The 20,172-nt window shown below is 71.1% G+C and carries 22 protein-coding genes; 12 read left to right on the forward strand and 10 right to left on the reverse strand.

What is annotated here, in order from left to right:
- Positions 1 to 813 (forward strand): PP2C family protein-serine/threonine phosphatase, encoded by an 813-nt coding sequence (locus ASD93_RS04780; protein WP_235566885.1) that lies wholly within the window; start codon positions 1 to 3, stop codon positions 811 to 813.
- 6 nt (positions 814 to 819) lie between these two features.
- Here ASD93_RS04780 and ASD93_RS04785 read toward each other — a convergent pair whose 3' ends face one another.
- From ASD93_RS04785 to ASD93_RS04805, 5 genes are all read right to left on the reverse strand, one after another.
- Entirely contained in the window at positions 820 to 1,239 is a 420-nt protein-coding gene (locus ASD93_RS04785) for a rhodanese-like domain-containing protein (protein ID WP_056119482.1), read from the reverse strand.
- 177 nt (positions 1,240 to 1,416) lie between these two features.
- The gene (locus tag ASD93_RS04790) at positions 1,417 to 3,276 is read right to left on the reverse strand and encodes a cytochrome b (protein ID WP_235566886.1); all 1,860 of its coding nucleotides are present in this window, start codon (positions 3,274 to 3,276) and stop codon (positions 1,417 to 1,419) included.
- Positions 3,277 to 3,278: 2 nt separating this feature from the next.
- The gene (locus ASD93_RS04795; protein ID WP_056119486.1) at positions 3,279 to 4,358 is read right to left on the reverse strand and encodes a ubiquinol-cytochrome c reductase iron-sulfur subunit; all 1,080 of its coding nucleotides are present in this window, start codon (positions 4,356 to 4,358) and stop codon (positions 3,279 to 3,281) included.
- Between the two features lie 34 nt (positions 4,359 to 4,392).
- On the reverse strand, positions 4,393 to 5,196 hold the full coding sequence (locus tag ASD93_RS04800; RefSeq protein ID WP_056119489.1) for a cytochrome c: 804 nt from the start codon (positions 5,194 to 5,196) through the stop codon (positions 4,393 to 4,395).
- A gap of 20 nt (positions 5,197 to 5,216) precedes the next feature.
- Positions 5,217 to 5,858 carry a heme-copper oxidase subunit III gene (locus ASD93_RS04805; protein ID WP_056119492.1) on the reverse strand — a complete coding sequence of 214 codons (642 nt, stop codon included), beginning with the start codon at positions 5,856 to 5,858 and terminating at the stop codon, positions 5,217 to 5,219.
- 187 nt (positions 5,859 to 6,045) lie between these two features.
- Between ASD93_RS04805 and trpD the strand changes: the two genes are divergently transcribed.
- The 3 genes from trpD (at position 6,046) to ASD93_RS04820 (ending at position 8,714) form a co-directional block, all read left to right on the forward strand.
- Entirely contained in the window at positions 6,046 to 7,107 is a 1,062-nt protein-coding gene (gene trpD / locus ASD93_RS04810) for an anthranilate phosphoribosyltransferase (RefSeq protein ID WP_056119495.1), read from the forward strand.
- A gap of 85 nt (positions 7,108 to 7,192) precedes the next feature.
- A complete protein-coding gene (locus tag ASD93_RS04815; RefSeq protein ID WP_056119498.1) occupies positions 7,193 to 7,693 on the forward strand; it encodes a hypothetical protein in 501 nt (166 codons plus the stop codon).
- 25 nt (positions 7,694 to 7,718) lie between these two features.
- Positions 7,719 to 8,714, forward strand: a complete 996-nt coding sequence (locus tag ASD93_RS04820; RefSeq protein WP_056119502.1) for a PHP domain-containing protein — start codon at positions 7,719 to 7,721, stop codon at positions 8,712 to 8,714.
- 91 nt (positions 8,715 to 8,805) lie between these two features.
- Here ASD93_RS04820 and ASD93_RS04825 read toward each other — a convergent pair whose 3' ends face one another.
- The 5 genes from ASD93_RS04825 to ASD93_RS04845 all read right to left on the reverse strand — a co-directional run bounded on the left by ASD93_RS04825 (position 8,806) and on the right by ASD93_RS04845 (position 12,716).
- Positions 8,806 to 9,102 (reverse strand): SHOCT domain-containing protein, encoded by a 297-nt coding sequence (locus ASD93_RS04825; protein WP_056119512.1) that lies wholly within the window; start codon positions 9,100 to 9,102, stop codon positions 8,806 to 8,808.
- Positions 9,103 to 9,230: 128 nt separating this feature from the next.
- Positions 9,231 to 9,893: a response regulator transcription factor gene (locus ASD93_RS04830; protein ID WP_056119528.1), complete on the reverse strand. Its 663-nt coding sequence runs from the start codon at positions 9,891 to 9,893 to the stop codon at positions 9,231 to 9,233.
- Positions 9,890 to 11,056, reverse strand: coding sequence for a sensor histidine kinase (locus ASD93_RS04835; protein ID WP_162253379.1), 1,167 nt, complete (start codon positions 11,054 to 11,056; stop codon positions 9,890 to 9,892). Before ASD93_RS04835 ends, ASD93_RS04830 begins: the two co-directional genes overlap by 4 nt.
- 86 nt (positions 11,057 to 11,142) lie before the next feature.
- On the reverse strand, positions 11,143 to 12,075 hold the full coding sequence (locus tag ASD93_RS04840; RefSeq protein ID WP_056120884.1) for a 5'-3' exonuclease: 933 nt from the start codon (positions 12,073 to 12,075) through the stop codon (positions 11,143 to 11,145).
- Positions 12,076 to 12,107: 32 nt separating this feature from the next.
- Positions 12,108 to 12,716 carry a dihydrofolate reductase family protein gene (locus ASD93_RS04845; protein WP_056119535.1) on the reverse strand — a complete coding sequence of 203 codons (609 nt, stop codon included), beginning with the start codon at positions 12,714 to 12,716 and terminating at the stop codon, positions 12,108 to 12,110.
- Positions 12,717 to 12,897: 181 nt separating this feature from the next.
- Between ASD93_RS04845 and ASD93_RS04850 the strand changes: the two genes are divergently transcribed.
- The 8 genes from ASD93_RS04850 (at position 12,898) to ASD93_RS04885 (ending at position 20,170) form a co-directional block, all read left to right on the forward strand.
- On the forward strand, positions 12,898 to 13,812 hold the full coding sequence (locus ASD93_RS04850; RefSeq protein ID WP_056119538.1) for a hypothetical protein: 915 nt from the start codon (positions 12,898 to 12,900) through the stop codon (positions 13,810 to 13,812).
- The gene (locus ASD93_RS04855; RefSeq protein ID WP_056119542.1) at positions 13,809 to 15,005 is read left to right on the forward strand and encodes an acylneuraminate cytidylyltransferase; all 1,197 of its coding nucleotides are present in this window, start codon (positions 13,809 to 13,811) and stop codon (positions 15,003 to 15,005) included. The genes ASD93_RS04850 and ASD93_RS04855 overlap by 4 nt, the downstream gene beginning before the upstream one ends.
- The gene (locus tag ASD93_RS04860) at positions 15,002 to 15,874 is read left to right on the forward strand and encodes an N-acetylneuraminate synthase family protein (RefSeq protein WP_056119545.1); all 873 of its coding nucleotides are present in this window, start codon (positions 15,002 to 15,004) and stop codon (positions 15,872 to 15,874) included. The genes ASD93_RS04855 and ASD93_RS04860 overlap by 4 nt, the downstream gene beginning before the upstream one ends.
- On the forward strand, positions 15,871 to 17,148 hold the full coding sequence (locus ASD93_RS04865) for a DUF6716 putative glycosyltransferase (protein WP_056119548.1): 1,278 nt from the start codon (positions 15,871 to 15,873) through the stop codon (positions 17,146 to 17,148). The genes ASD93_RS04860 and ASD93_RS04865 overlap by 4 nt, the downstream gene beginning before the upstream one ends.
- A gap of 179 nt (positions 17,149 to 17,327) precedes the next feature.
- Positions 17,328 to 17,702: a TraR/DksA family transcriptional regulator gene (locus ASD93_RS04870; protein ID WP_082569183.1), complete on the forward strand. Its 375-nt coding sequence runs from the start codon at positions 17,328 to 17,330 to the stop codon at positions 17,700 to 17,702.
- A 1-nt stretch (position 17,703) separates the two neighbouring features.
- Entirely contained in the window at positions 17,704 to 18,138 is a 435-nt protein-coding gene (locus ASD93_RS04875; protein ID WP_056119550.1) for a YchJ family protein, read from the forward strand.
- 39 nt (positions 18,139 to 18,177) lie between these two features.
- Entirely contained in the window at positions 18,178 to 18,954 is a 777-nt protein-coding gene (locus tag ASD93_RS04880; protein ID WP_056119553.1) for an isocitrate lyase/PEP mutase family protein, read from the forward strand.
- A 121-nt stretch (positions 18,955 to 19,075) separates the two neighbouring features.
- Positions 19,076 to 20,170, forward strand: a complete 1,095-nt coding sequence (locus tag ASD93_RS04885; protein WP_056119556.1) for an NAD(P)-binding domain-containing protein — start codon at positions 19,076 to 19,078, stop codon at positions 20,168 to 20,170.
- Positions 20,171 to 20,172: the final 2 nt, after the last annotated feature.

Genomic DNA, 20,172 nt, shown 5'->3' on the forward strand with positions numbered 1-20,172 from the left:
GTGCCGCTGACGCCCTCGAGCGTACGGCTGCAGTCCGCGGCCGTCTCCGATACCGGGACGCACCGCTCCGTCAACCAGGATGCCGCCTTCACGGCGCCCTGGGGAGGTGCGGTCGCCGACGGAGTCGGCGGCGGCCCCGCCGGAGACCTCGCGTCGGCGGCGTTCGTCCATCGTCTGGCGGCGGGGCGCGTCGGCACCGTCGATCCCGAGACGCTCGTCGTGAGCGTGCGCGCGGCGAACTGGGACCTGCGCGCGCACGTGGAGCGCGATCCGTCGCTCAGCGGTATGGCCACGACCTTCACCGGGGTGTTCGTTTCCGAGCGCGACACGGTGCTTCTCGCCCACACCGGCGACTCGCGTGCATACCTTCTGCGTGACGGCGTCCTGACGCAGCAGACTCGCGATGACTCGTACGTTCAGGCGCTCGTCGATCGAGGGCTCGTGAGGGAGCAGGATGCGGCATCCCACCCCCGCCGCAACCTCATCACGGCGTCGCTGAGCGGCGGCGAACGCGACCGGGTGGTGGTCGCTGAGCACGAGGCGCGCACGGGCGACCGCTGGGTGCTGTGCAGCGACGGCCTGAGCGACTATGTGCCGCACGAGGACATCGCGGGCGCCGTCGCGCACCGCAGCGCGCCCGAGGCCGCAGCGGGTGCGGTCGCACTCGCGCTGGAGGCCGGCACGCGCGACAACGTCACCGTGGTGGTCTGCGATGTCGAACGGGGAGCACCGGAGAGCTTCTCGGCCCATCCTGACGCGTCGTTCTACGGCGCCGCAGCCGCCCGCTTCACCGAAGGATTCGAGTCGGCCTGACGCCGCTCAAGGGCTCACCGGCTGGCGGACGACCATGACCTGCGCGTCGAACGTGCGGGGGAGCGCGCCCTCGTCGTTCTCGATCGGCTGACCCTCGCGGATCCAGTACTCGTAGCCGCCGATCATCTCCTTGACGCGGTAGCCGAGCTTCGCGAAGGCCAGCGCGCCCTTGGCGCCGCCGTTGCATCCCGGGCTCCAGCAGTAGACGACGACGGGCACCGCGGGGTCGAGCTCCTTCGGCGCTCGTTCGGCGATCTCGGCGTGCGGCATGTGCACGGCGCCGGTGATGCGCCCCTGCGCCCACGCCTCGTCACCACGGACGTCGACGAGCACGAACGGCTCGCCGGCCTTCTGAGCCGCGTACACGTCGGAGGCGTCGGTCTCGAGAGAGAGCTTGGCCGAGAAGTAGTCCAGTGCGGAGGTCATGGCCTCCACGCTACGGCGTCGGCAGCGGGGGCGGAGCCAGGGCGTCGGTCACGCGTCGACGCAATCCTGCCGTTCCGGTGAGCGCTGCGCCGGTGTGCGGAGCCATGACGACGGATGCCCCGGCACCACGCCCGCGAGGGCTGGTTGCCGAGGCATCCGGTCGAACCGCGCAGCGACCTACTGGCCGCCCTCCTTCTCGCGGTTGCGGGGCTTCTTCTCGCCGTCCTCGGGGACGATGACGTTCGACGGACGCACGGCGGTCTCGGAGTTGCGACCGTCGTCGATCGGCTTGTGCGGAGCATCCGGCACGCCGGCGCGCTCGTGCGCGGCCTGCAGCTCGGCGTCCTCCTCGGTCGCGATGTGGTCGAGCGTGTGGTGCTGGTGGGCCAGCGCCGCGTCGAGCTCGGTCTGCGTGACGGGGGAGAGGCGGTCCTCGAAGAACCAGCGCGAGAGGGCCGCACGGACGTTCTCGTGCCACGGGATCCGACCCTTGGCATTCGGACGGACCACGAGAGGCTCGTACGTGCCGAACTCGACGAGCTTGTAGCGCTCGTACTCGTCGACGGGCTGGTGGACCTCGATGTACTCGCCGCCGGGCAGGCGGACGATGCGTCCGGACTCATAGCCGTGCAGCGCGATCTCGCGGTCCTTCTTCTGGAGCGCGATGCACATGCGCTTCGTGACGAAGTAGGCGATCACGGGGCCGACGAACAGCAGAGCCTGGAGGGTGTGGATGACGCCCTCCATCGTGAGCCAGAAGTGGGTCGCGATGATGTCGGACGCGGCCGCGGCCCACAGCACCGCGTAGAAGGTCACGCCTGCGGCGCCGATGGCCGTGCGCGTGGCGGCGTTGCGAGGACGCTCGGCGATGTGGTGCTCGCGCTTGTCGCCCGTGACCCACGCCTCGATGAACGGGTAGATCAGGACCAGCACGATGAACACGCCGAGGCCGACCAGCGGAACGAGGATGTTGAACGACCAGGTGTGGTCGAGGAACACGAACTCCCAGCCCGGCGGGATGAGGCGGAGCGCGCCGTCCGCGAAGCCGATGTACCAGTCGGGCTGCGTGCCCGCCGAGACCGGCGACGGGTCGTACGGGCCGTAGTTCCAGATCGGGTTGATCGTGAACAGCGCCGCGATGAGGGCGATGAACCCGAACGTGATGAACAGGAACCCGCCCATCTTCGACATGTAGACCGGCATCATCGGGTAGCCCACGACGACGCTGTTGGTGCGTCCCGCGCCGGCGAACTGGGTGTGCTTGTTGATCACCATCAGCATGAGGTGAAGGACGAGCAGGCCCACCAGGATGGCCGGGAGCAGCAGGATGTGCAGGGAGTACAGGCGGCCGACGATCGCGGTGCCGGGGAACTCGCCGCCGAAGAGGAGGAACGAGGTCCACGTGCCGATCAGCGGAATGCCCTTGACCATGCCGTCGATGATGCGCAGGCCGTTGCCCGAGAGCACGTCGTCGGGGAGCGAGTAGCCGGTGAAGCCCTCACCCATCGCGAGGATGAACAGGATGAAGCCGATCACCCAGTTGAGTTCGCGCGGCTTGCGGAACGCGCCGGTGAAGAACACGCGCAGCATGTGCACGCCGATGCCGGCGACGAAGACGAGAGCCGCCCAGTGGTGCATCTGGCGCACCAGCAGACCGCCGCGCAGGTCGAACGAGATCTCGAGTGTCGAGGCCATCGCGGCGGACATCTCGATACCCCGCATCGGGAGGTAGGCGCCGTGGTAGTGGGTCTCGACCATCGAGGCCTGGAAGAAGAACGTCAGGAACGTGCCCGTGAGGAGGACGACGACGAAGCTCCACAGCGCGATCTCGCCGAGCATGAACGACCAGTGGTCGGGGAAGATCTTGCGACCGAGCTCCTTGACGAAACCCGACAGGCTCGTGCGCTCGTCGATGTAGTTCGACGCGGCGCCGACGAAGCGGCCGCCGAGCGGCTTGTCGCGGGGCGCGGGAGCCACGGGCTCCGCGTACGACGCCGGCTCCTGCGTCAGGTTCTCGACGGGATGGGTGGTGGTCATGGTCAGTGACGCTCCCAGAAGCTCGGGCCGACGGGTTCGGTGAAGTCGCTGCGCGCGATGAGGTAGCCCTCGTCGTCAACGGTGATCGGCAGCTGCGGCAGCGGACGCGCGGCGGGTCCGAAGATGACCTTCGCGGCATCGGTCACGTCGAACTGCGACTGGTGGCAGGGGCACAGCAGGTGGTGGGTCTGCTGCTCGTACAGGGCCACCGGGCAGCCGACGTGCGTGCAGACCTTGGAGTACGCCACGATGCCGTCGTACGACCAGTCGGCCTTGTCGGGCGCCTCGGTCAGCTGCTCGGGGAGCAGGCGCATCAGGAGGACGATCGCCTTGGCCTTCTGCTCGAGGTAGCCATCGCTGTGCGAGATGTCGGCGAGGTCCTCGGGAATCACGTGCACGGCGGAGCCGAGGGTGATGTCGGCGGCGCGGATCGGCTCGCCGCTCGGGTCGTGCGCGAGGCGCGTGCCCTCCTTCCACATGGTGTGGCTCAGGAGGTACACCGGGTCGCCGCCGTTCGGGTGCTCCGGCGTGTTCTCGGGCGCGAGCCCGCGGAACAGGACGATGGCCGGGGCGACGGACGCGACGATCGCGGCGATCAGCGAGTTGCGGATCATCGTGCGGCGGCCGAAGCCGGACTCCTCGTTGGCGTCGGCGAAGGCCTGGATCGCCGCTGCGCGCGTCGTGTCGCGACCGCGGGTCGCGTGCCGGGGCTCGACGTACTCCTTGTCGGACATGACGGCCTTGGACCAGTGGATCGCGCCGATGCCGATCGCCAGCAGGGCGAGGGCGATGCCGAGGCCGATGAAGAGGTTGTTGTTGCGGATGTCGATCATCCGGCCGCTCTCGATCGGGAAGAGCATGTAGGCGGCGACCGCCCAGATGCTTCCGGCGACCGAGACGTAGAAGAGCGTGTAGACCGTGCGCACGGCACGCCGCATCGCGGCCGGGTCCTGGTCGGTGATCCGCTCGCGATGCGGCGGGAGCTCCGGATGCTGCACCGGGTCGGTGACCGCCACGGCGAGCCCGGGGGAGGGCTTCCAGGAAGCCCTCTCGTGCTCGAGCGGGTCGTCCTCGTGTGCCATGCTGCTCCTCGTCAGTTCTTGCGTGTCAGTGGGTTCAGTTGGATTTCGCCGTGATCCACACGGTGACGGCGATCAGCGCACCGATGCCGAAGATCCAGATGAAGAGGCCCTCGGAGACGGGGCCGAGCGAGCCCAGGGTGAAGCCACCGGGCGACGTGGTGTCCTGCAGGAAGAGCAGGTAGCTGATGATGTCGCGCTTCTCCTCGGTCGTCAGCGTCATGTCGTTGAAGACCGGCATGTTCTGCGGACCCGTGACCATGGCCGCGTACATGTTGAGCGGGGATGTCTCGTAGAGCGCCGGAGCGTACTTGCCCTCGGTGAGTGCGCCGCCGGCGCCGGCCACGTTGTGGCACATCGCGCAGTTGATGCGGAACAGCTCGCCGCCCTCGCCGGCATTGCCTTCGCCGTCGAGGACCTCGGGGTCGGGGAAGGTCGGCCCGGGGGCGATGCTCTGGATGTAGGCGCCGATCGCCGCGATCTGCTCGTCGGTGAACTGGGCGGGCTTCTGCGGCGCCTGCGGTCCCTGCATCTGCAGGGGCATGCGTCCGGTGCTCATCTGGAAGTGCACCGCGAGCTCGCCCACGCCGTAGAGCGACGGGCCGTCGTCGGTGCCCTGCACGTCGAGGCCGTGACAGGTCGCGCAGTTCGCCTGGAAGAGCTTCTTTCCGTCGTCCACGGTCGAGGCGGTGACGACCGTCGACTCGGCGGTGGTCGCGGCGACGGCCGCGGATGCGCCGGCGTACACGCCGCCGGTGATCACGAGGCCGATGCCGATGAGCGCTGCGGCGGCCCAGGGGCTGCGGCGGCCCTTCGATCGGCGCGAGGTCTCACGTGCCATGTCGGGAATCAGCTCCGCTCTTATTTCAGGAAGTAGATGACGAGGAACAGGGCGATCCAGACGACGTCGACGAAGTGCCAGTAGTACGACACGACGATCGAGGACGTCATCTCTTTGCGCCCGAAGTTCTTGACGGCGTAGGCGCGCCCGATCACGAGGAGGAACGCGATGAGGCCACCCGTGACGTGGAGGGCGTGGAAGCCGGTCGTCAGATAGAAGGCCGATGCGTACGAGTTCGCGCTGATGGGCATGCCCTCGGCGACGAGCTGCGCGTACTCCCAGACCTGGCCGGAGACGAAGATCGCGCCCAGCGCGAAGGTGAGCCAGAACCACTCGACCATGCCCCAGCCGAGCCACCCGCGCTTGCGCGTCGAGTAGGGCTGGAAACGCTCGGCCGCGAAGACGCCCATCTGGCACGTGACCGACGAGAGCACGAGGATGATCGTGTTCACGGTCGCATACGGGATGTTGAGCAGCTGGGTCTCTTGCGCCCAGAGATCGGGGGAGGTGCTGCGCAGGGTGAAGTAGATCGCGAACAGGCCCGCGAAGAACATCACCTCGCTGCCCAGCCACACGATGGTGCCGACGGCGACCGGATCCGGCCGCTTGACGGACCGCATGGCCTGCGCGTAGGTCGCTGAGGAGGTCGTCACGCTCCCCATTATGGCCGATTCGGAGTCCCGAGTTTCGCATCGGAAGGCATGTCTTTGCCCGGATAGGAACTTAGGCGAGCCTAAGCATCGGCCGCGAGTCTCCCGTGAACTCGTGGTGAAGACGCAGAACCGCCTGTCGCGGGATGCCGTGTCACGAAACGGTTCCGATTCTCTCGCGCGGCTAGGCTTCTGCGTTATGGCGGAGCTGTACACCTGGCCGGGCATCCTCACGACGCTGCTGGAGCGGCGCGATCTCAGCGTCTCGGAGTCGACGTGGGCGATGCGGCAGATCATGTCGGGGTCGGCGACGCCCTCCCAGCTGGGCGGGTTCCTCGTCGCGCTGCGGGCCAAGGGCGAGACGGTGGACGAGATCGTCGGCTTCCGCGATGCGATCCTCGAGGCGGCACTGCCGCTGCGCGTGGACCCCGCTGTCCTCGACATCGTCGGCACCGGTGGCGACCGGTTCGGCACGGTCAACGTCTCCACGATGTCGGCGCTGGTGGCCGCGGCATCCGGAGTCCCCGTCGTCAAGCACGGAAACCGGGCGGCGAGCTCGTCGTCGGGTTCGTCGGACGTCCTCGCGGCGCTCGGCGTCGACCTGACGCTTCCGCCGGAGGCGGTGGCCGCGGCCCTGCCCCGGGCCGGGATCACCTTCGCGTTCGCCGCGGCCTTCCACCCGGGCTTCCGTCACGCCGGCCCGACCCGCAGCGAGCTGGGCGTGCCGACGGTCTTCAACTTCCTCGGGCCGCTGTGCAACCCCGCGCGTGCCGAGGCGAACGCGGTGGGCGTGGCGCACCTGGACCGTGTGCCGCTCATCACCGGCGTGTTCCGCACGCGTGGGGCGACCGCGCTGGTGTTCCGCGGCGACGACGGGCTCGACGAGCTCACGACCACGGGCCACAGCCGGCTGTGGGAGGTGAGCCGCGGGGACATCCACGAGCACGACCTCGATCCGCGCGATCTGGGTATCCCGCTCGCCGACATCAATGACCTGCTCGGCGGCGATCCGGCGCACAACGCGGCGGTGGTCCGGCGTGTGCTCGCGGGTGAGGAAGGACCGGTCCGCGACATCGTGCTCCTCAATGCTGCGGCCGGCCTGGTCGCGTACCGCCTGTTCCAGGACGCCGCCCAGGTGCAGCGACCCATCCTCGAGCGACTCGCCGAGGCGCGGGATGACGCGGCCGCGGCGATCGATTCGGGCGCCGCGATCACGACCCTCGACCGGTGGATCGAGGTCACGCGCGAACTCGCGTCGTGACGTCGGATTTTGCACGGCGCGGGGGCTTACGCGGGACGTGTCGCGACGCTAGTTTGGCGACACGCCCACTCCCCAGGAGGACGACATGAGCCAGGACAGCATCGAGACCACCGCCGACGTCATCGAGGCGCCCTCGAAGAAAGTCGGGCTGGTGAAGGCCGTCGGCATCCTCGGCATCATCGGCGGCGTGCTGCTCATCGTGGTGGGCATCGTCGCGTGGATCGGCGTCACGTCGCAGCTGACCGCGGAGAACATCACGATCCCCGACGACGCAGCCGCTTTCCAGGGCCAGCAGGTCACCGGGCCCATCACCGCCTACGTGCAGGCCGACATCATCAACCACCACGCCCTCGAGGCGTCGGGTGGAAAGACCTACGCGGAGCTGCCGCAGGACGACCCGGTGCGCGCCACGGTGATGCAGGCCTCGTTCCTGCGCGCGTCGCTGTTCACCTCGATCGTGGCCTACGGCGTGGCACTGTTCGCCGCCGGGATGGGTGTGCTGGCGATCCTGTTCGGCTGGGCGATCCATCGCCTCGCGAGCGTGCCGGTCGTGGTCAGGCGCGCGGGGGTGGCGTCGGACGCGTGAGCGCACGGGCGACGGGGCGTCGGGCATGAACCCGCACGACGCCCTCACCGAGATCGCGACGCTGCTCGAGCGCGAGCGGTCGTCGCGCTACAAATCGAAGGCGTTCCGCGCTGCGGCCGAGGCGATCGACGGGCTGACCGACGAACAGCTGCGGGACGCGGCATCCCTCCGCCGTCGCAAGGGGGTCGGCGATTCGACCTTCGCCGTCATCCAGGAGGCCCTCGCGGGCGGCGTTCCGGGCTACCTCGCGGATCTGCGGGAGCGGGCGGGCGTGCAGGTGGCCTCGCGTCTGCGGGGCATGCTGCGCGGCGACCTGCACTCGCACAGCGAGTGGTCGGACGGCCTCACCTCGATCGACCTGATGGTGGCCGCGGCGCGAGCGCTCGGCCATGAGTATCTCGCGCTCACCGACCACTCTCCCCGGCTGCGGGTGGCGAACGGCCTGTCATCGGAGCGGCTGCGCACGCAGCTCGGGGTCGTGGCGGGCATGAGCGGGGACGGGTTCACGCTGCTGTCGGGCATCGAGGTGGACATCCTCGACTTCGGCGCACTCGATCAGGAACCCGAGCTCCTCGACGAACTCGACATCGTGGTGGCGTCCGCGCACTCCAAGCTGCGCATGGAGCGGGGGCCGATGACGCGGCGGCTGGTCAAGGCGGCATCCAGCCGTCACGTCGACGTCCTGGGCCATGTGACCGGTCGCCTCGTCGAGGGATCCCGCGGGACGCGGCCGCAGTCCACGTTCGATGCGCGCGCGGTGTTCGAGGCGTGCGCGGCGCACGGCGTCGCGGTCGAGATCAACTCGCGCCCCGAGCGGCAGGACCCGCCCGACGAGCTGATCGCGATGGCGCTGGAGATCGGATGCCTGTTCTCGATCGATTCGGACGCCCACGCGCCGGGCCAGCTGTCGCTGATCGACCACGGCGCGGCCCGTGCCGAGCGCATGGGCGTGCCGGCGGAGCGGATCGTCACGACGTGGCCCCTGGAGCGGCTGCGGGAGTGGACGCGGCGCCCCCGCTGACCGTCGCTCGCGCACCTCGCGCTGCACCTCGCCCCGGCGCGCGGCCGAAATGGCGCGCCGACCCCGCCGAAGCAGGATCGGCGCGCGGCGCTCAGCCGGCGGCGTTCGCTCGGAGGACCTCCAGACGTGCGCGGTACTCGGTCTCGTCGATGTCGCCCTTCGCGAAGCGCTCCGCGAGGGTCGTCTCGGCCTGGCGGGCAGGACTGCGCCGGCCGTACGGCCCGTAGCCGTTCTCGGCGGCCGCGCGGCGCCAGCGTCGTCCGAAGATCGCGAAGATCAGCACGAACACGAGGATCCAGAAAAGCGGAATGAGCACGAACCACCAGCCGAAGCCCCAGGGGCCGACGAAGTGTGTGGCCACGAGTGCGGTGGCGAGCGTTGCGGACATGGGTTCCCTCTCGGTCGAGGTCGCCGCGCGGCGACCGGATGCCTCGAGTCAACGCCGGGAGCGGCATCCGGGAATCTGCCCGCCGGAGTGATCTCGCCTGCTCCCTGCGGAGTACGCGACAGCTCCGCTCAGTGCCAGCCGGGGGTCGCGATTCCGGACTCGTACGCCAGCACGACGAGGCGCACTCTGTCGCGGGCATGGAGTTTCTGCATGATGCGCGACACGTGCGTCTTCGCCGTGAGCGGCGACAGATGCAGGCGGGCGCCGATCTCATCATTGGTCAGCCCTTCGGCGACCAGGCGCAGGACGTCGGCTTCGCGATCCGTGAGAGCGCCGAGCAGAGCCGCGTCGGGCGCCTCGCGGAGGCCCGTCGCCGCCCGATCTAGGAGCCGTCGGGTCACGCTCGGCGAGAGCAGGGCGTCCCCGTCGGCGACCGCGCGGACGGCGCGGATGAGGTCGGCGGGCTCCGTGTCCTTCACGAGGAACCCGCCGGCGCCGGCGAGGATCGCCCGCGAGACGTATTCGTCGAGCTCGAATGTCGTCACGATCACGACGTGCACGGCGGCGAGGGCGGGGTCCGACGTGATCTGCTCCGTCGCCCACAGCCCGTCGCCGTCGGGCATCCGGATGTCGACCAGTGCGACGTCGACGGGCGTCTCGCGCAGCCGCGTGAGGAGCTCCTGCCCGCCCGAGGCCTCCACGACCACCTCGATGCCGGGTTCGGACTCGAGCAGCGCCCGGAATCCTGCCCGGACGAGCTGGTGGTCGTCGGCCAGCGCCACGCGGATCACCTCGCCACCCGCCAGGGCAGTCGGGCGATGACGGTCGTCCCGCGCTCCGCGCCGTCGACCCGGAGCGTGCCGTCGGCGAGCTCGGCCCGCTCGCGCATGCCCTTCAGTCCGCCGCGCTCGAGGGAGTCGGGACGGATGCCGCTCCCGTCGTCGGCGATCGTCAGGACGAGTTCGTCCTCCGAGCGCGCGACGGTGACGACCGCGCGGGATGCGGCCGAGTGCCGCACGACGTTGGTCAGCGCCTCCTGTGCGATGCGGTACGCCGCGGTCTGGACGGCGCTGGAGGGCGCTTCGCCGTGCAGACGGTCCTCGAGCGTCACCGTGAGTCCCAGTCCCGATCGCGCCTGCACGAGCGCGGGGAGCTCCGCCAGCTGCGGCTGAGGGGTCAGCGGCGCGGTCGCCGGCGCGCCGGCCTCATCACCGCGCAGGAACGACAGCACGCCGCGCACCTCGTCGAGACCCGTGGCGCTCAGCACGCGGATGTTCGCCAGCGCCTCGCGTGCGCGCTCGGGCTCGCGATCGAAGAGGTGCAGGCCCACGCCGGACTGCACCGCGATCTGGCTGAGCGAGTGGGCGAGCACGTCGTGCAGGTCGCGCGCGATGCGGGTGCGCTCCTCCTGCTCGACCGCCCGCGCTCGCTCGGCCAGTTGAGCTCGACGCTCGGAGGCGTGCATCAGCCGAGCACGGGCGCCCTCGCCGATCGCGAAGCACAGCGCGAGTCCGACCGTCGCCAGGGCGATGCGGAAGGGCGGCCAGGACATCCCGAGCGCGCCGGCGGACAGGATCGCGACGACCCACCCGGCACCCACCGATACGAGTGCCCACACCCGCGCACCCCGCACCACCGCGCCGACGATCGCGAACGCCAGCGCGACAGCGGACGGTCCCGCCTCCGGGGGCACCAGCAGGTCGGCGGTCGTGAGGGCTGCCACGACCGCGACGGTCGGACCGGGCCAGCGCCGGGCCGCGAGCAGTGCGAGAGCGGATGCCGCGGCGAGGGCGACGCTGATCGCGGCGGCCGGCATCGGCGCACGCGTCCACCACGAGGCGGCGATCGTGGCCGGCACCTGGATGAGCAGCGCGGCGACGACGGGAACGTACAGGGTCACTCCCGGCGGAGGACGAAAGCGCAGAGCATTCTCGTCCCACGTCCGGCCGCGCATGGCCACGATCGTACGCCGGGCCCCGCTGGGAGTCGTCTGACCGGGGGAGCGGTCGCGCATACTCCCTGGGGAGTGCGCGCAGGGGCTCAGCGCTCGTCGACGCGGTCGAGGGTCTCGACGATTCTCGTCATCGCCGTGCCGAGGGCCCACTGCTCCGCCAGCGACGCGGCATCCGCCCTCTGCCGCTCGTCGAGCGGGCGCAGCCGCGCGTCGACGTCGGGAACGGGAAGGTCGCGCACGACCTCGACGACGGTCGGCGCGACGGCGAGGTACGCGCGGCCGGCCTCGAGCTTGGCCCGCACCCCGGCGGACATCCCCTCGCCGGTCTCTGCCGCCGCGAGGATGCCGGCGAGGTCGCCGTGCGCCGCGAGCAGCCCTGCTGCGGTCTTCTCGCCGATGCCGGCGACGCCGGGAAGACCGTCGGACGAGTCGCCCCGCAGCGTCGCGAAGTCGGCGTACTGCGAGGGGAGCACTCCGTACTTCGTCACGACGGTCGCGTCCGTGACGACCTCGAGGTTGCTCATGCCGCGAGCCGTGTAGATCACGCGCACGTCGCGGGCGTCGTCGACGAGCTGGAACAGATCGCGGTCGCCGGTGACGATGTCGACGGGAAGGTCGGCGACCGTGGCGAGGGTGCCGATCACGTCGTCGGCCTCGTGGGCGGCCTGCCCGACGATGACGATGCCGAGCGCGTCGAGCACGTCGCGGATCACCGGGACCTGCACCTCGAGCGGGTCGGGGACCACTTCGACGTCGGGTCCGACGGCGACCACCTCGGCGACTCGGTGGGTCTTGTAGGTCGGGATGAGATCGACGCGCCACTGCGGCCGCCAGTCGTCGTCCCAGCAGGCGACGAGGTGCGTGGGCCGATACGTCGTCACGAGCCTCGAGATGATGTCGAGGAAGCCGCGGACGGCGTTGACGGGAGTCCCGTCCGGCGCGCGCACGGTGTCGGGAACGCCGTAGAACGCGCGGAAGTACAGGCTGGCGGAGTCGAGCAGCATGAGGCGGTCGGTCACGCGCATCATCCTGGCACGCGCCGGCGACGCCGTCAGCGCAGACGGTAGGTGAGGTGCGTGACGTGGGGTGTCGCGCGCACGCTCACCGGATCGAGTCTCAGCGGCGGCACGCCGTCGAACAGGCGCACGACGTCGGTGCGGCCGTTCAGGCCGAGGGTGACCGGCGCGATGTGCAGCCGCAGCTCGTCGATGTGGCCGCCGACGAGGAACTGGTTCAGCGTGGTCGCCCCTCCCGCGATCGACACGGAGCCGTCACCCGCCGCCGCGCGGGCCTGCGCCAACGCGGATTCGATGCCGTCGGTGACGAAGAAGAAGGTCGTGCCGCCCTCCATCTCGACCGGCTCCCGCGGGTGATTCGTGAGCACGAACACGGGAGCATGGTAGGGCGGCTCGGGCCCCCACCATCCGCGCCAGTCTCCGCTCCACTCCCCGCGGACGGGCCCGAACATGTTGCGACCCATGACATAGGCGCGCGCCTCGAGGATCGCGTCGAGTTCGGCGCGGCTCTCATCGGGATGCTGGAACATCCAGCCGTGCAGCGCGTCCTCGGCGAAGACTCCGAGCGGATGCTGCTCACTCTGCTCCGGCCCGGCGGAGTACCCGTCGGCGGAGACGGCGATGTCGGCGGTGACGCGGGTCATGCGCCCACCCTGCCGTGCTCGCCGCCGCCGCGCCACCCTCGAGCCCCCGCGCCCGGGTGCGCCGCGCGGCGAGACGAGCCACCGTCCGTTCACCTCCCCGTCGCGAGCCGTATGTCCGCCATGCGGCAACCCGTTCACTCTCGCCGTTCACGGTGAGGAGACGGCTGCGGCAGGAGGCGACATGGCCCGGAACGACGTGATCGCGTGGGTCGAGTCCCCGCTCCAGCTGATCGGGGCGGCGGAGTGGGCCGCGGCGCACCGTGTCACGGTGCCGGTGGCGGGGCGCCTGACCGCTCAGATGTCCGCCACGGCGGAGGCCCTGCTCGCACGCGGCGCGCGCTTCCGCGATCTCGAGCCGTACCTCGGTGTGCCCTTCTCGCTCCTGGCCCGCCACGGCCATTGGCTCGTCGGCGACGGCTTCTCGGGGCAGTTCCGGCTCGCGGCACCCGTCCTGCGTCCGCACCGCGTGACATTCCTCGATGACGGTGCGCACGCGATCGCGTACGCCGACGCACTCCTCGGCCGGCGCGCGTACGCCCGGCCGGCCGTCGCGGAGCGCGGTCTCACGACCCTGCTCGCCCCCTTCGCGCACGAGACCGTGCTGCGGCGCGCGGCCGTGGGAAGAGCCGAGTTCTTCACCGCCTTCGAGCTCGGCGAGGACCGCGTCGACGCCCTGAGTGACCGCGGCCTCACCGTCCGTCGTCACCGGTTCGAGTGGACCCGTGCGACGGCGCCCGCTGTCGCGGAGCTGGGACGCCGTGTCGTGCTCGGCAGTGCGCTGCCGGTCGACGGCCGCATGGCGATGACCGACTATCAGGCGTGGGTGAGCGATGCGGCATCCCACGGCCCCGCGGTCTACCTGCCGCATCGGCGGGAGCCGCGCGAGCAGATCGCGGCGGTCGCGGCGATCGCCGGCGTGACGATCCGCGAGACCGAGCTGCCGGTCGAGCTCGTGCTCGCGGGAGCCACGCGGCCGCTCGACATCCGCACACTGGCCTCGAGCACCGCGACGACCCTCCCGCTCGTGCTCGCCGGCACCGGCTCCACTCTGCGCGTCGGACGCGGTGCCGTCGCGATGACGGGGTCGGCGGCATGAGCGAGGTCGTTGCGATCATCCCGGCCCGCGGGGGTTCGAAGGGAGTCACCCGCAAGAACCTTCGCCGGGTCGGCGGGATCCCGCTCGTCGCCCGCGCGATCGACGCCGCACGGCAGTGCCCGTCCGTCGACAGGATCGTCGTCACGACCGACGACGCCGACATCGCCGCCGTCGCCGAGGAGTGGGGCGCTGAGATCGTGGTCCGGCCCGAGGAGATCTCGGGCGACACGGCGAGCTCCGAGAGCGCGCTTCTGCACGCCCTCGACACGCTCGAGGAGCGCAAGGTCGATGTCGGGGTGATCGCGTTCCTGCAGGCGACCTCCCCGTTCATCGACGTCCCCGCACTCGAAGACGCCGTGCAGCTCGTGCGCTCGCGCCGGCGCGACAGCGTGTTCTCGGCCGTCGAGACGTACGGGTTCCTGTGGGCGCGCTCGGCGGCGTGTGCGGCGGAAGCCGTGAACCACGACGCCGCCGTGCGACCCCGACGGCAGGACCGCGACCCCCACTACCTCGAGACGGGCGCGTTCTACGTGGTGCGCGCGGCAGGATTCCGTGCAACGCAGCACCGCTTCTTCGGCAGCATCGGGATCGCCGAGGTCCCCGGGCGCACGGCGATCGAGATCGACACAGAGGGCGAGCTGCAGCTCGCGCGGGCGATCGCCCCGCTCATCGACGTCGCCGCGCCGATCGCCGTGGATGCGGTCGTCACCGATTTCGACGGCGTCCACACCGATGACTCCGTGCACGTCTCGCAGGACGGCACCGAGACGGTCACGGTGAGCCGGGCGGACGGGATGGGGGTCGCACTGCTGCGCGCTGCGGGCATCCCGGTGCTGATCCTGTCCACCGAGGTGAATCCGGTCGTCACCGCGCGCGCCGGCAAGCTGCGTGTCGACGTCGTGCAGGGGCAGTCCGATAAGGCCGAGGCGCTGCGCGCGTGGGCGGCCGGGCGGAGCATCCCGCTGTCGCGCATCGCCTACCTCGGCAACGACGTGAACGACCTCGGCTGCCTCGAGCTCGTCGGCTGGCCCGTGGCCGTCCCGGAGGCGCACCCGCTCGTCCTCGCCGCCGCGCGGGTCGTCCTCGACCGACCAGGCGGCGCAGGCGCCGTGCGCGACCTCGCCGAGCGTGTGCTCGCGGGCCGCGCTGCAGCATCCGCTCCACCCCTCGTCACACCCCAGGAGAAAGCATGACCGTCACCATCGGCACCCGTGTCATCGGAGGCGGCCGTCCCGCCTACGTCATCGCAGAGATCGGCCTCAACCACAACGGCGACGTCGAGCTCGCGAAGCAGCTCATCGACGTGGCCGCCGATGCCGGGGCCGACGCGGTCAAGTTCCAGAAGCGCACGCCGGAGCTCGCCACCCCCGAGCACATGCGCGACATCCCGCGCGAGACGCCGTGGGGCACGATGACCTATCTCGACTACCGCCGCCGCGTCGAGTTCGATCGAGACCAGTACATCGAGATCTCCGACCACGCCCTGCTGCGCGGTCTGGAATGGTTCGCCTCGCCGTGGGACGAGCCGAGCGTCGCGTTCCTGGAGGATCTCGGCGTCAGCGCGCACAAGGTCGCCTCGGCATCGCTCACCGACCACGGCCTGCTTCGCGCGCTGCGTGACACCGGCAAGACCGTCATCCTCTCGACCGGCATGTCCACCATCGAGCAGATCGATGCCGCGATCGGCGTGCTCGGCACGGAGCACCTTCTGCTCATGCACGCCACCTCGACGTATCCGATGGAGCCGGCCGAGGCCAACCTGCGCATGATCCCCGCGCTGCGCGACCGCTATCCCGGCGTGCCGGTCGGGTACTCGGGTCACGAGCGCGGTCTGCAGATCTCTCTCGCCGCCATCGCCCTCGGAGCCGTCGCGATCGAACGCCACATCACCCTCGACCGCACGATGTGGGGCTCGGACCACGCCGCCTCCCTCGAGCCGACGGGTCTGCAGCACCTGGTGCGGGACATCCGCGTGATCGAGGAAGCGCTGGGCGACGGGGTGAAGCGCGTCTACCCGGGCGAGTTCGCCCCCATGGCCAAGCTGCGCCGCGTTCCCGCGTGAAGCCCGCGCGGCGCATCGTCGCGGTCGCCGACACCGACTCCTATGTCAAATGGGCGGCCGCGCTCGTGGGCGCCCTGGAGGGGGAGTGGGATGCCTCGCTCCTCGTGCTCGAGACGCCGCTGGTCGTCTCCGATGCGCAGCTTGCGACGGCACTCGCGGGCAGCGGGCTCGCCGCCGATCGGGTCACGCGCGTCACGTGGGAGGAGCTCGTCCCGGCGGTGCGCCGCGCGGGCGCCGACGCCGTGCTCCTGGCCGCCCGAGGCCCGCTCGTGCGCGTGCTCGCGAGAGAGATCGCCGGGATGACGCCTCGGCCGGTGATGGTGACGGGGCTCCCGGGCATCTCGATTCCCGCGACGCGCAAGGCCATCGCGTACCGCACGCAGTGCGACCTGTTCGTGCTCCACTCCCGCCGGGAGTGTCGCGAGTTCACCGCGCTGGCGCGAGAGCAGCGGATGCCGCAGAGGTTCGCCCTGGCGAGCCTTCCGTTCGCGCGTCGCGGGGTCGCGGCCGGACCGCGCGGGACGGACCTCGTCTTTGCGGTGCAGGCCAAGGTGCCCGCCGAGCGAGCGGACCGGCTGCGGATCGCGAAGCTCCTGCAGAAAGCCGCGGCCGCCGATCCCTCGCGTCGTGTGGTGGTGAAGCTGCGGGCGTCCTCGGGCGAGCAGCAGACGCACGCCGAGCGTGACAGCTACCCCGATCTGCTCGCGACGCTCGGAGAATCGCCGCCGAACCTCGTCACGTCGACCGCCTCGATGGCGCACGCGCTGGCGTCGGCCGAGGGGCTCGTCACGGTGAGCTCCACCGCGGCGATCGAAGCGGTCGGACGCGGCATCCCCGTGATCGCCCTCGACACGTTCGGAGTGAGCCCCGAGCTCATCAACGAGGTGCTCGCCGACGCCGGGCTGCTCGCCGGCGAGGACGACGTCGTCGCCCGCCGGTTCCGCCGCCCCGCGGCGGCCTGGCTCGACGACAACTACTTCCACGACACCGCGGACGACGACTGGACCGTGCGCGCGGAGCGACTGATCGACGCCCGCGCGGCCGGGCTGCTCGCGCCGCGCGTCCCGCTCGTGCGGCGAGGCGGTGCGCTGCGCGACGTGTGGGAGCGCAAGACCGTTCTCGGGCGTCAGGACCGATCGCTCCGTGGCTTCGTCGCGCTCGCGGTCGGGGTGCCCGCGCGCGCCACGGTGCGCTGGGTTCATCGCGCTCGCGGAGCGGAAGGAGCCGGCGATCCCGTGGGGGGCCGTGACCGCCGGCTCTGGGCGACTCGATGAGACCGCCCCTCGTGCCCTGGGGGGAGCACGAGGAGGGGTCCCGCTGAGCGTCTCCGTCGCGGAGTCCGCCGACCGGTCGGGTGGCCGGACCGCGGAGATGCTTCCAGGATCTCACCGGGACCTGGGAGAGGACTGTCCCTCGCCTTTGCGCAGCCTCGACGCCGTACGCTCGAGGGGCCATGTCCCCGCCGTCCGAAACCTCCGACCCCGATGATCGCGACGCGCGCCTGGCCGAGCTGCGCACGTCCGCGCGGGCTCGCCTGAACGGACTCGAGCGCGACATCGCGCAGCTGCGTGCCGATCGAGGTGCGGACAACGCCGATGACGAGCACGACCCGGAGGGCGTGACGCTCTCGAGCGAGTGGGCGCGGCTCGCAGGCCTGTGCGAGGACGCGGAGCGCGAGCTCGCCGAGGTCGACGCGGCCATCGCCCGACGTGCAGCGGGTGACGATGGACGCTGCGCGGACTGCGGACGCAGCATCCCGATCGCCCGCCTTCTCGCGAGACCGACAGCGAGCCGATGCGTGGACTGCGCCGCGCGAGCGGAGGCCTGACGTGTCTTTCGGCGCCGCCGCGTCGCGGACGCCGGACCCGCGGTTCCCTCGTCCGGCCGACGACGCCGCGTGCCCGTGCGGCACCGGCGAGCGGTTCGGCGGATGCTGTGCTCCGCTCCTGCGCGGCGCCGCGGCTCCTACCGCCGAACGCCTCATGCGATCGCGGTACACGGCGTTCGTCGTCGGGGACGCGCGCTACCTCGAGGAGACCTGGCATCCGGGGACGCGGCCCGATGCGGTCGAGCTCGATCCGGCCCAGCGATGGACGGCGCTCGAGGTGCTCGACGCGGAGGTCGGCAGTGTGGATGACACCCGCGGAGTCGTCGAGTTCCGGGCGCTCTGGCGCCACGGCCGCGAGCGCGGCGAGCTGCATGAGCGGAGCCGCTTCCGCCGGCAGGGCGGCCGCTGGTGGTACCTGGACGGGATCGTCGACTGACGGCCCCCCGGCTCACGCCGTCCCGTTAGCGTGGAGGGCATGAGCACACAGGTCGACAAAGCCCAGTCCCTCGAGAGGCTGCACGCCGCTCCCGAGATCCTTCGCGTGGTCAATGTCTGGGACGCCGTCTCGGCGCGGACGATCGCCGCACTCCCCGAGACCCGCGCGATCGCCACCGCCGGCCACTCGATCGCCGCCACCTACGGTTACCGCGACGGCGAGATCCCGATCGAGACGATGCTCGACATGGTCGGGCGCATCGTGGAGGCCGTCGGTGATCTGCCGGTGACCGCAGACCTCGACGACGGGCACGGCGACGCCGGCGAGACGATCCGCCGCGCGATCGGAAAGGGCGTCGTCGGCGCGAACGTCGAGGACCGCCTCCGTCCGCTCGCGGAATCCGTGGCCACGGTCGAGGCGATCGTCGCCGCCGGGGAGGCGGAGGGCGTTCCGTTCGTTCTGAACGCCCGCACCGACGCGATCGTGCGCGGCGGTGGCCGCCCGGTCGAGGAGTCGATCGCCGACGCGATCGAGCGCGGCCGTGCCTACCTCGCTGCGGGGGCGAGCCTCGTGTTCGTGCCCGGCATCCTCGACGCGGATGTCACTCGGCAGCTCGTCGACGGGATCGGCGAGCGCAAGGTGAGCGTGATCGGCCTGCCGGGATCGCTCACCTCGACCGAGTACGAGGCGCTCGGCGTCGCGCGCATCTCGTACGGCCCCCTGCCGCAGCGCGTCGCGCTCACCGCGCTCCAGGACGTCGCCGCCGAGATCTACGCCGGAGGCGTGATCCCCGCGTCCACCCGCAGCCTCAACTGACAGCCTCCCCGAGACTCGAGTCGCCAAGACACGCCGATCCGCCGTCCCGGCGCCGGCGTGTCTTGGCGACTCGTCGTGGGTGCTCGGGAATCGGGGCAGCGGGGGCGGCGTTGTCACGGGCATGCAGCCGGTACCCGTCGACGTCGTCGTGATCGGCGCCGGCCAGGCGGGGCTCTCGGCCGCCTACCACCTCCAGCGCCGTGGCTACGTTCCGGTCGGGCGGGCGATCGGCGACGTCCCCACGTTCGTCGTCCTGGACGCTGAGGAGCGTCCCGGCGGAGCGTGGCAGCACCGCTGGCCATCCCTCCGGATGGCGACGGTGAACGGCATCCACGAGCTTCCCGGCTTCCCGGTGCCCGCCGCCGACCCGGCGGCTGCGAGCCGCGACATCCTCCCCTCGTACTTCGCCGCCTATGAGGAGCGATTCGCCCTGGAGGTCGTCCGGCCGGTGCGCGTGCGGTCGGTTCGGCGGGAGGACGAGGACCCGGCGGGCCGGTTGATCGTCGAGACGGATGCCGCGACCTGGGCCGCTTCGCACGTCGTCAACGCCACCGGCACGTGGTCGCGCCCGTTCTGGCCCCGCTACCCCGGGCAGGAGCGGTTCCGAGGCCGTCAGCTGCATGTCGCCGACTACGTCTCGCGCGAGGAATTCACGGGCAAGCGGGTGGTCATCGTCGGCGCGGGGATCTCAGCCGTCCAACTGCTCGACGAGATCTCGCACGTCGCGGAGACTTTCTGGGTCACCCGACGCGAGCCGGAGTGGTCCGACGCCGCGTTCGACGTACCCGCGCGCGTCGCCGCGATCGCCGGTGTCGAGGAGAGAGTGCGTCGCGGGCTGCCGCCTGGGAGCGTCATCTCGGTGACCGGAATGCACTGGACGCCGTGGGCTCGCGCGGCCGAGCAGCGAGGTGTGCTGGTGCGGCATCCGATGTTCGCCTCGATCGAGGAGGACGGTGTGCGCATGCCCGACGGAAGCTTCGTCGCGGCCGACGTCATCCTGTGGGCCACGGGGTTCCGCCCCGCCCTCGACCACCTCGCTCCGCTGCGCCTGCGCACGCCCGAGGGCGGCATCCGCGTCGCGGACGGGCGCTCGCTCGACGAGCCCCGGCTGTTCCTGATCGGCTACGGGCCGTCGCAGTCGACCGTGGGAGCGAACCGCGCCGGACGCGCCGCCGTGCGCGCGATCACGTCGGAGAAGACGGGGATCGCCGCCTGAGG

Source organism: Microbacterium sp. Root180 (genome assembly GCF_001428485.1).
Taxonomy (GTDB): Bacteria; Actinomycetota; Actinomycetes; order Actinomycetales; family Microbacteriaceae; genus Microbacterium.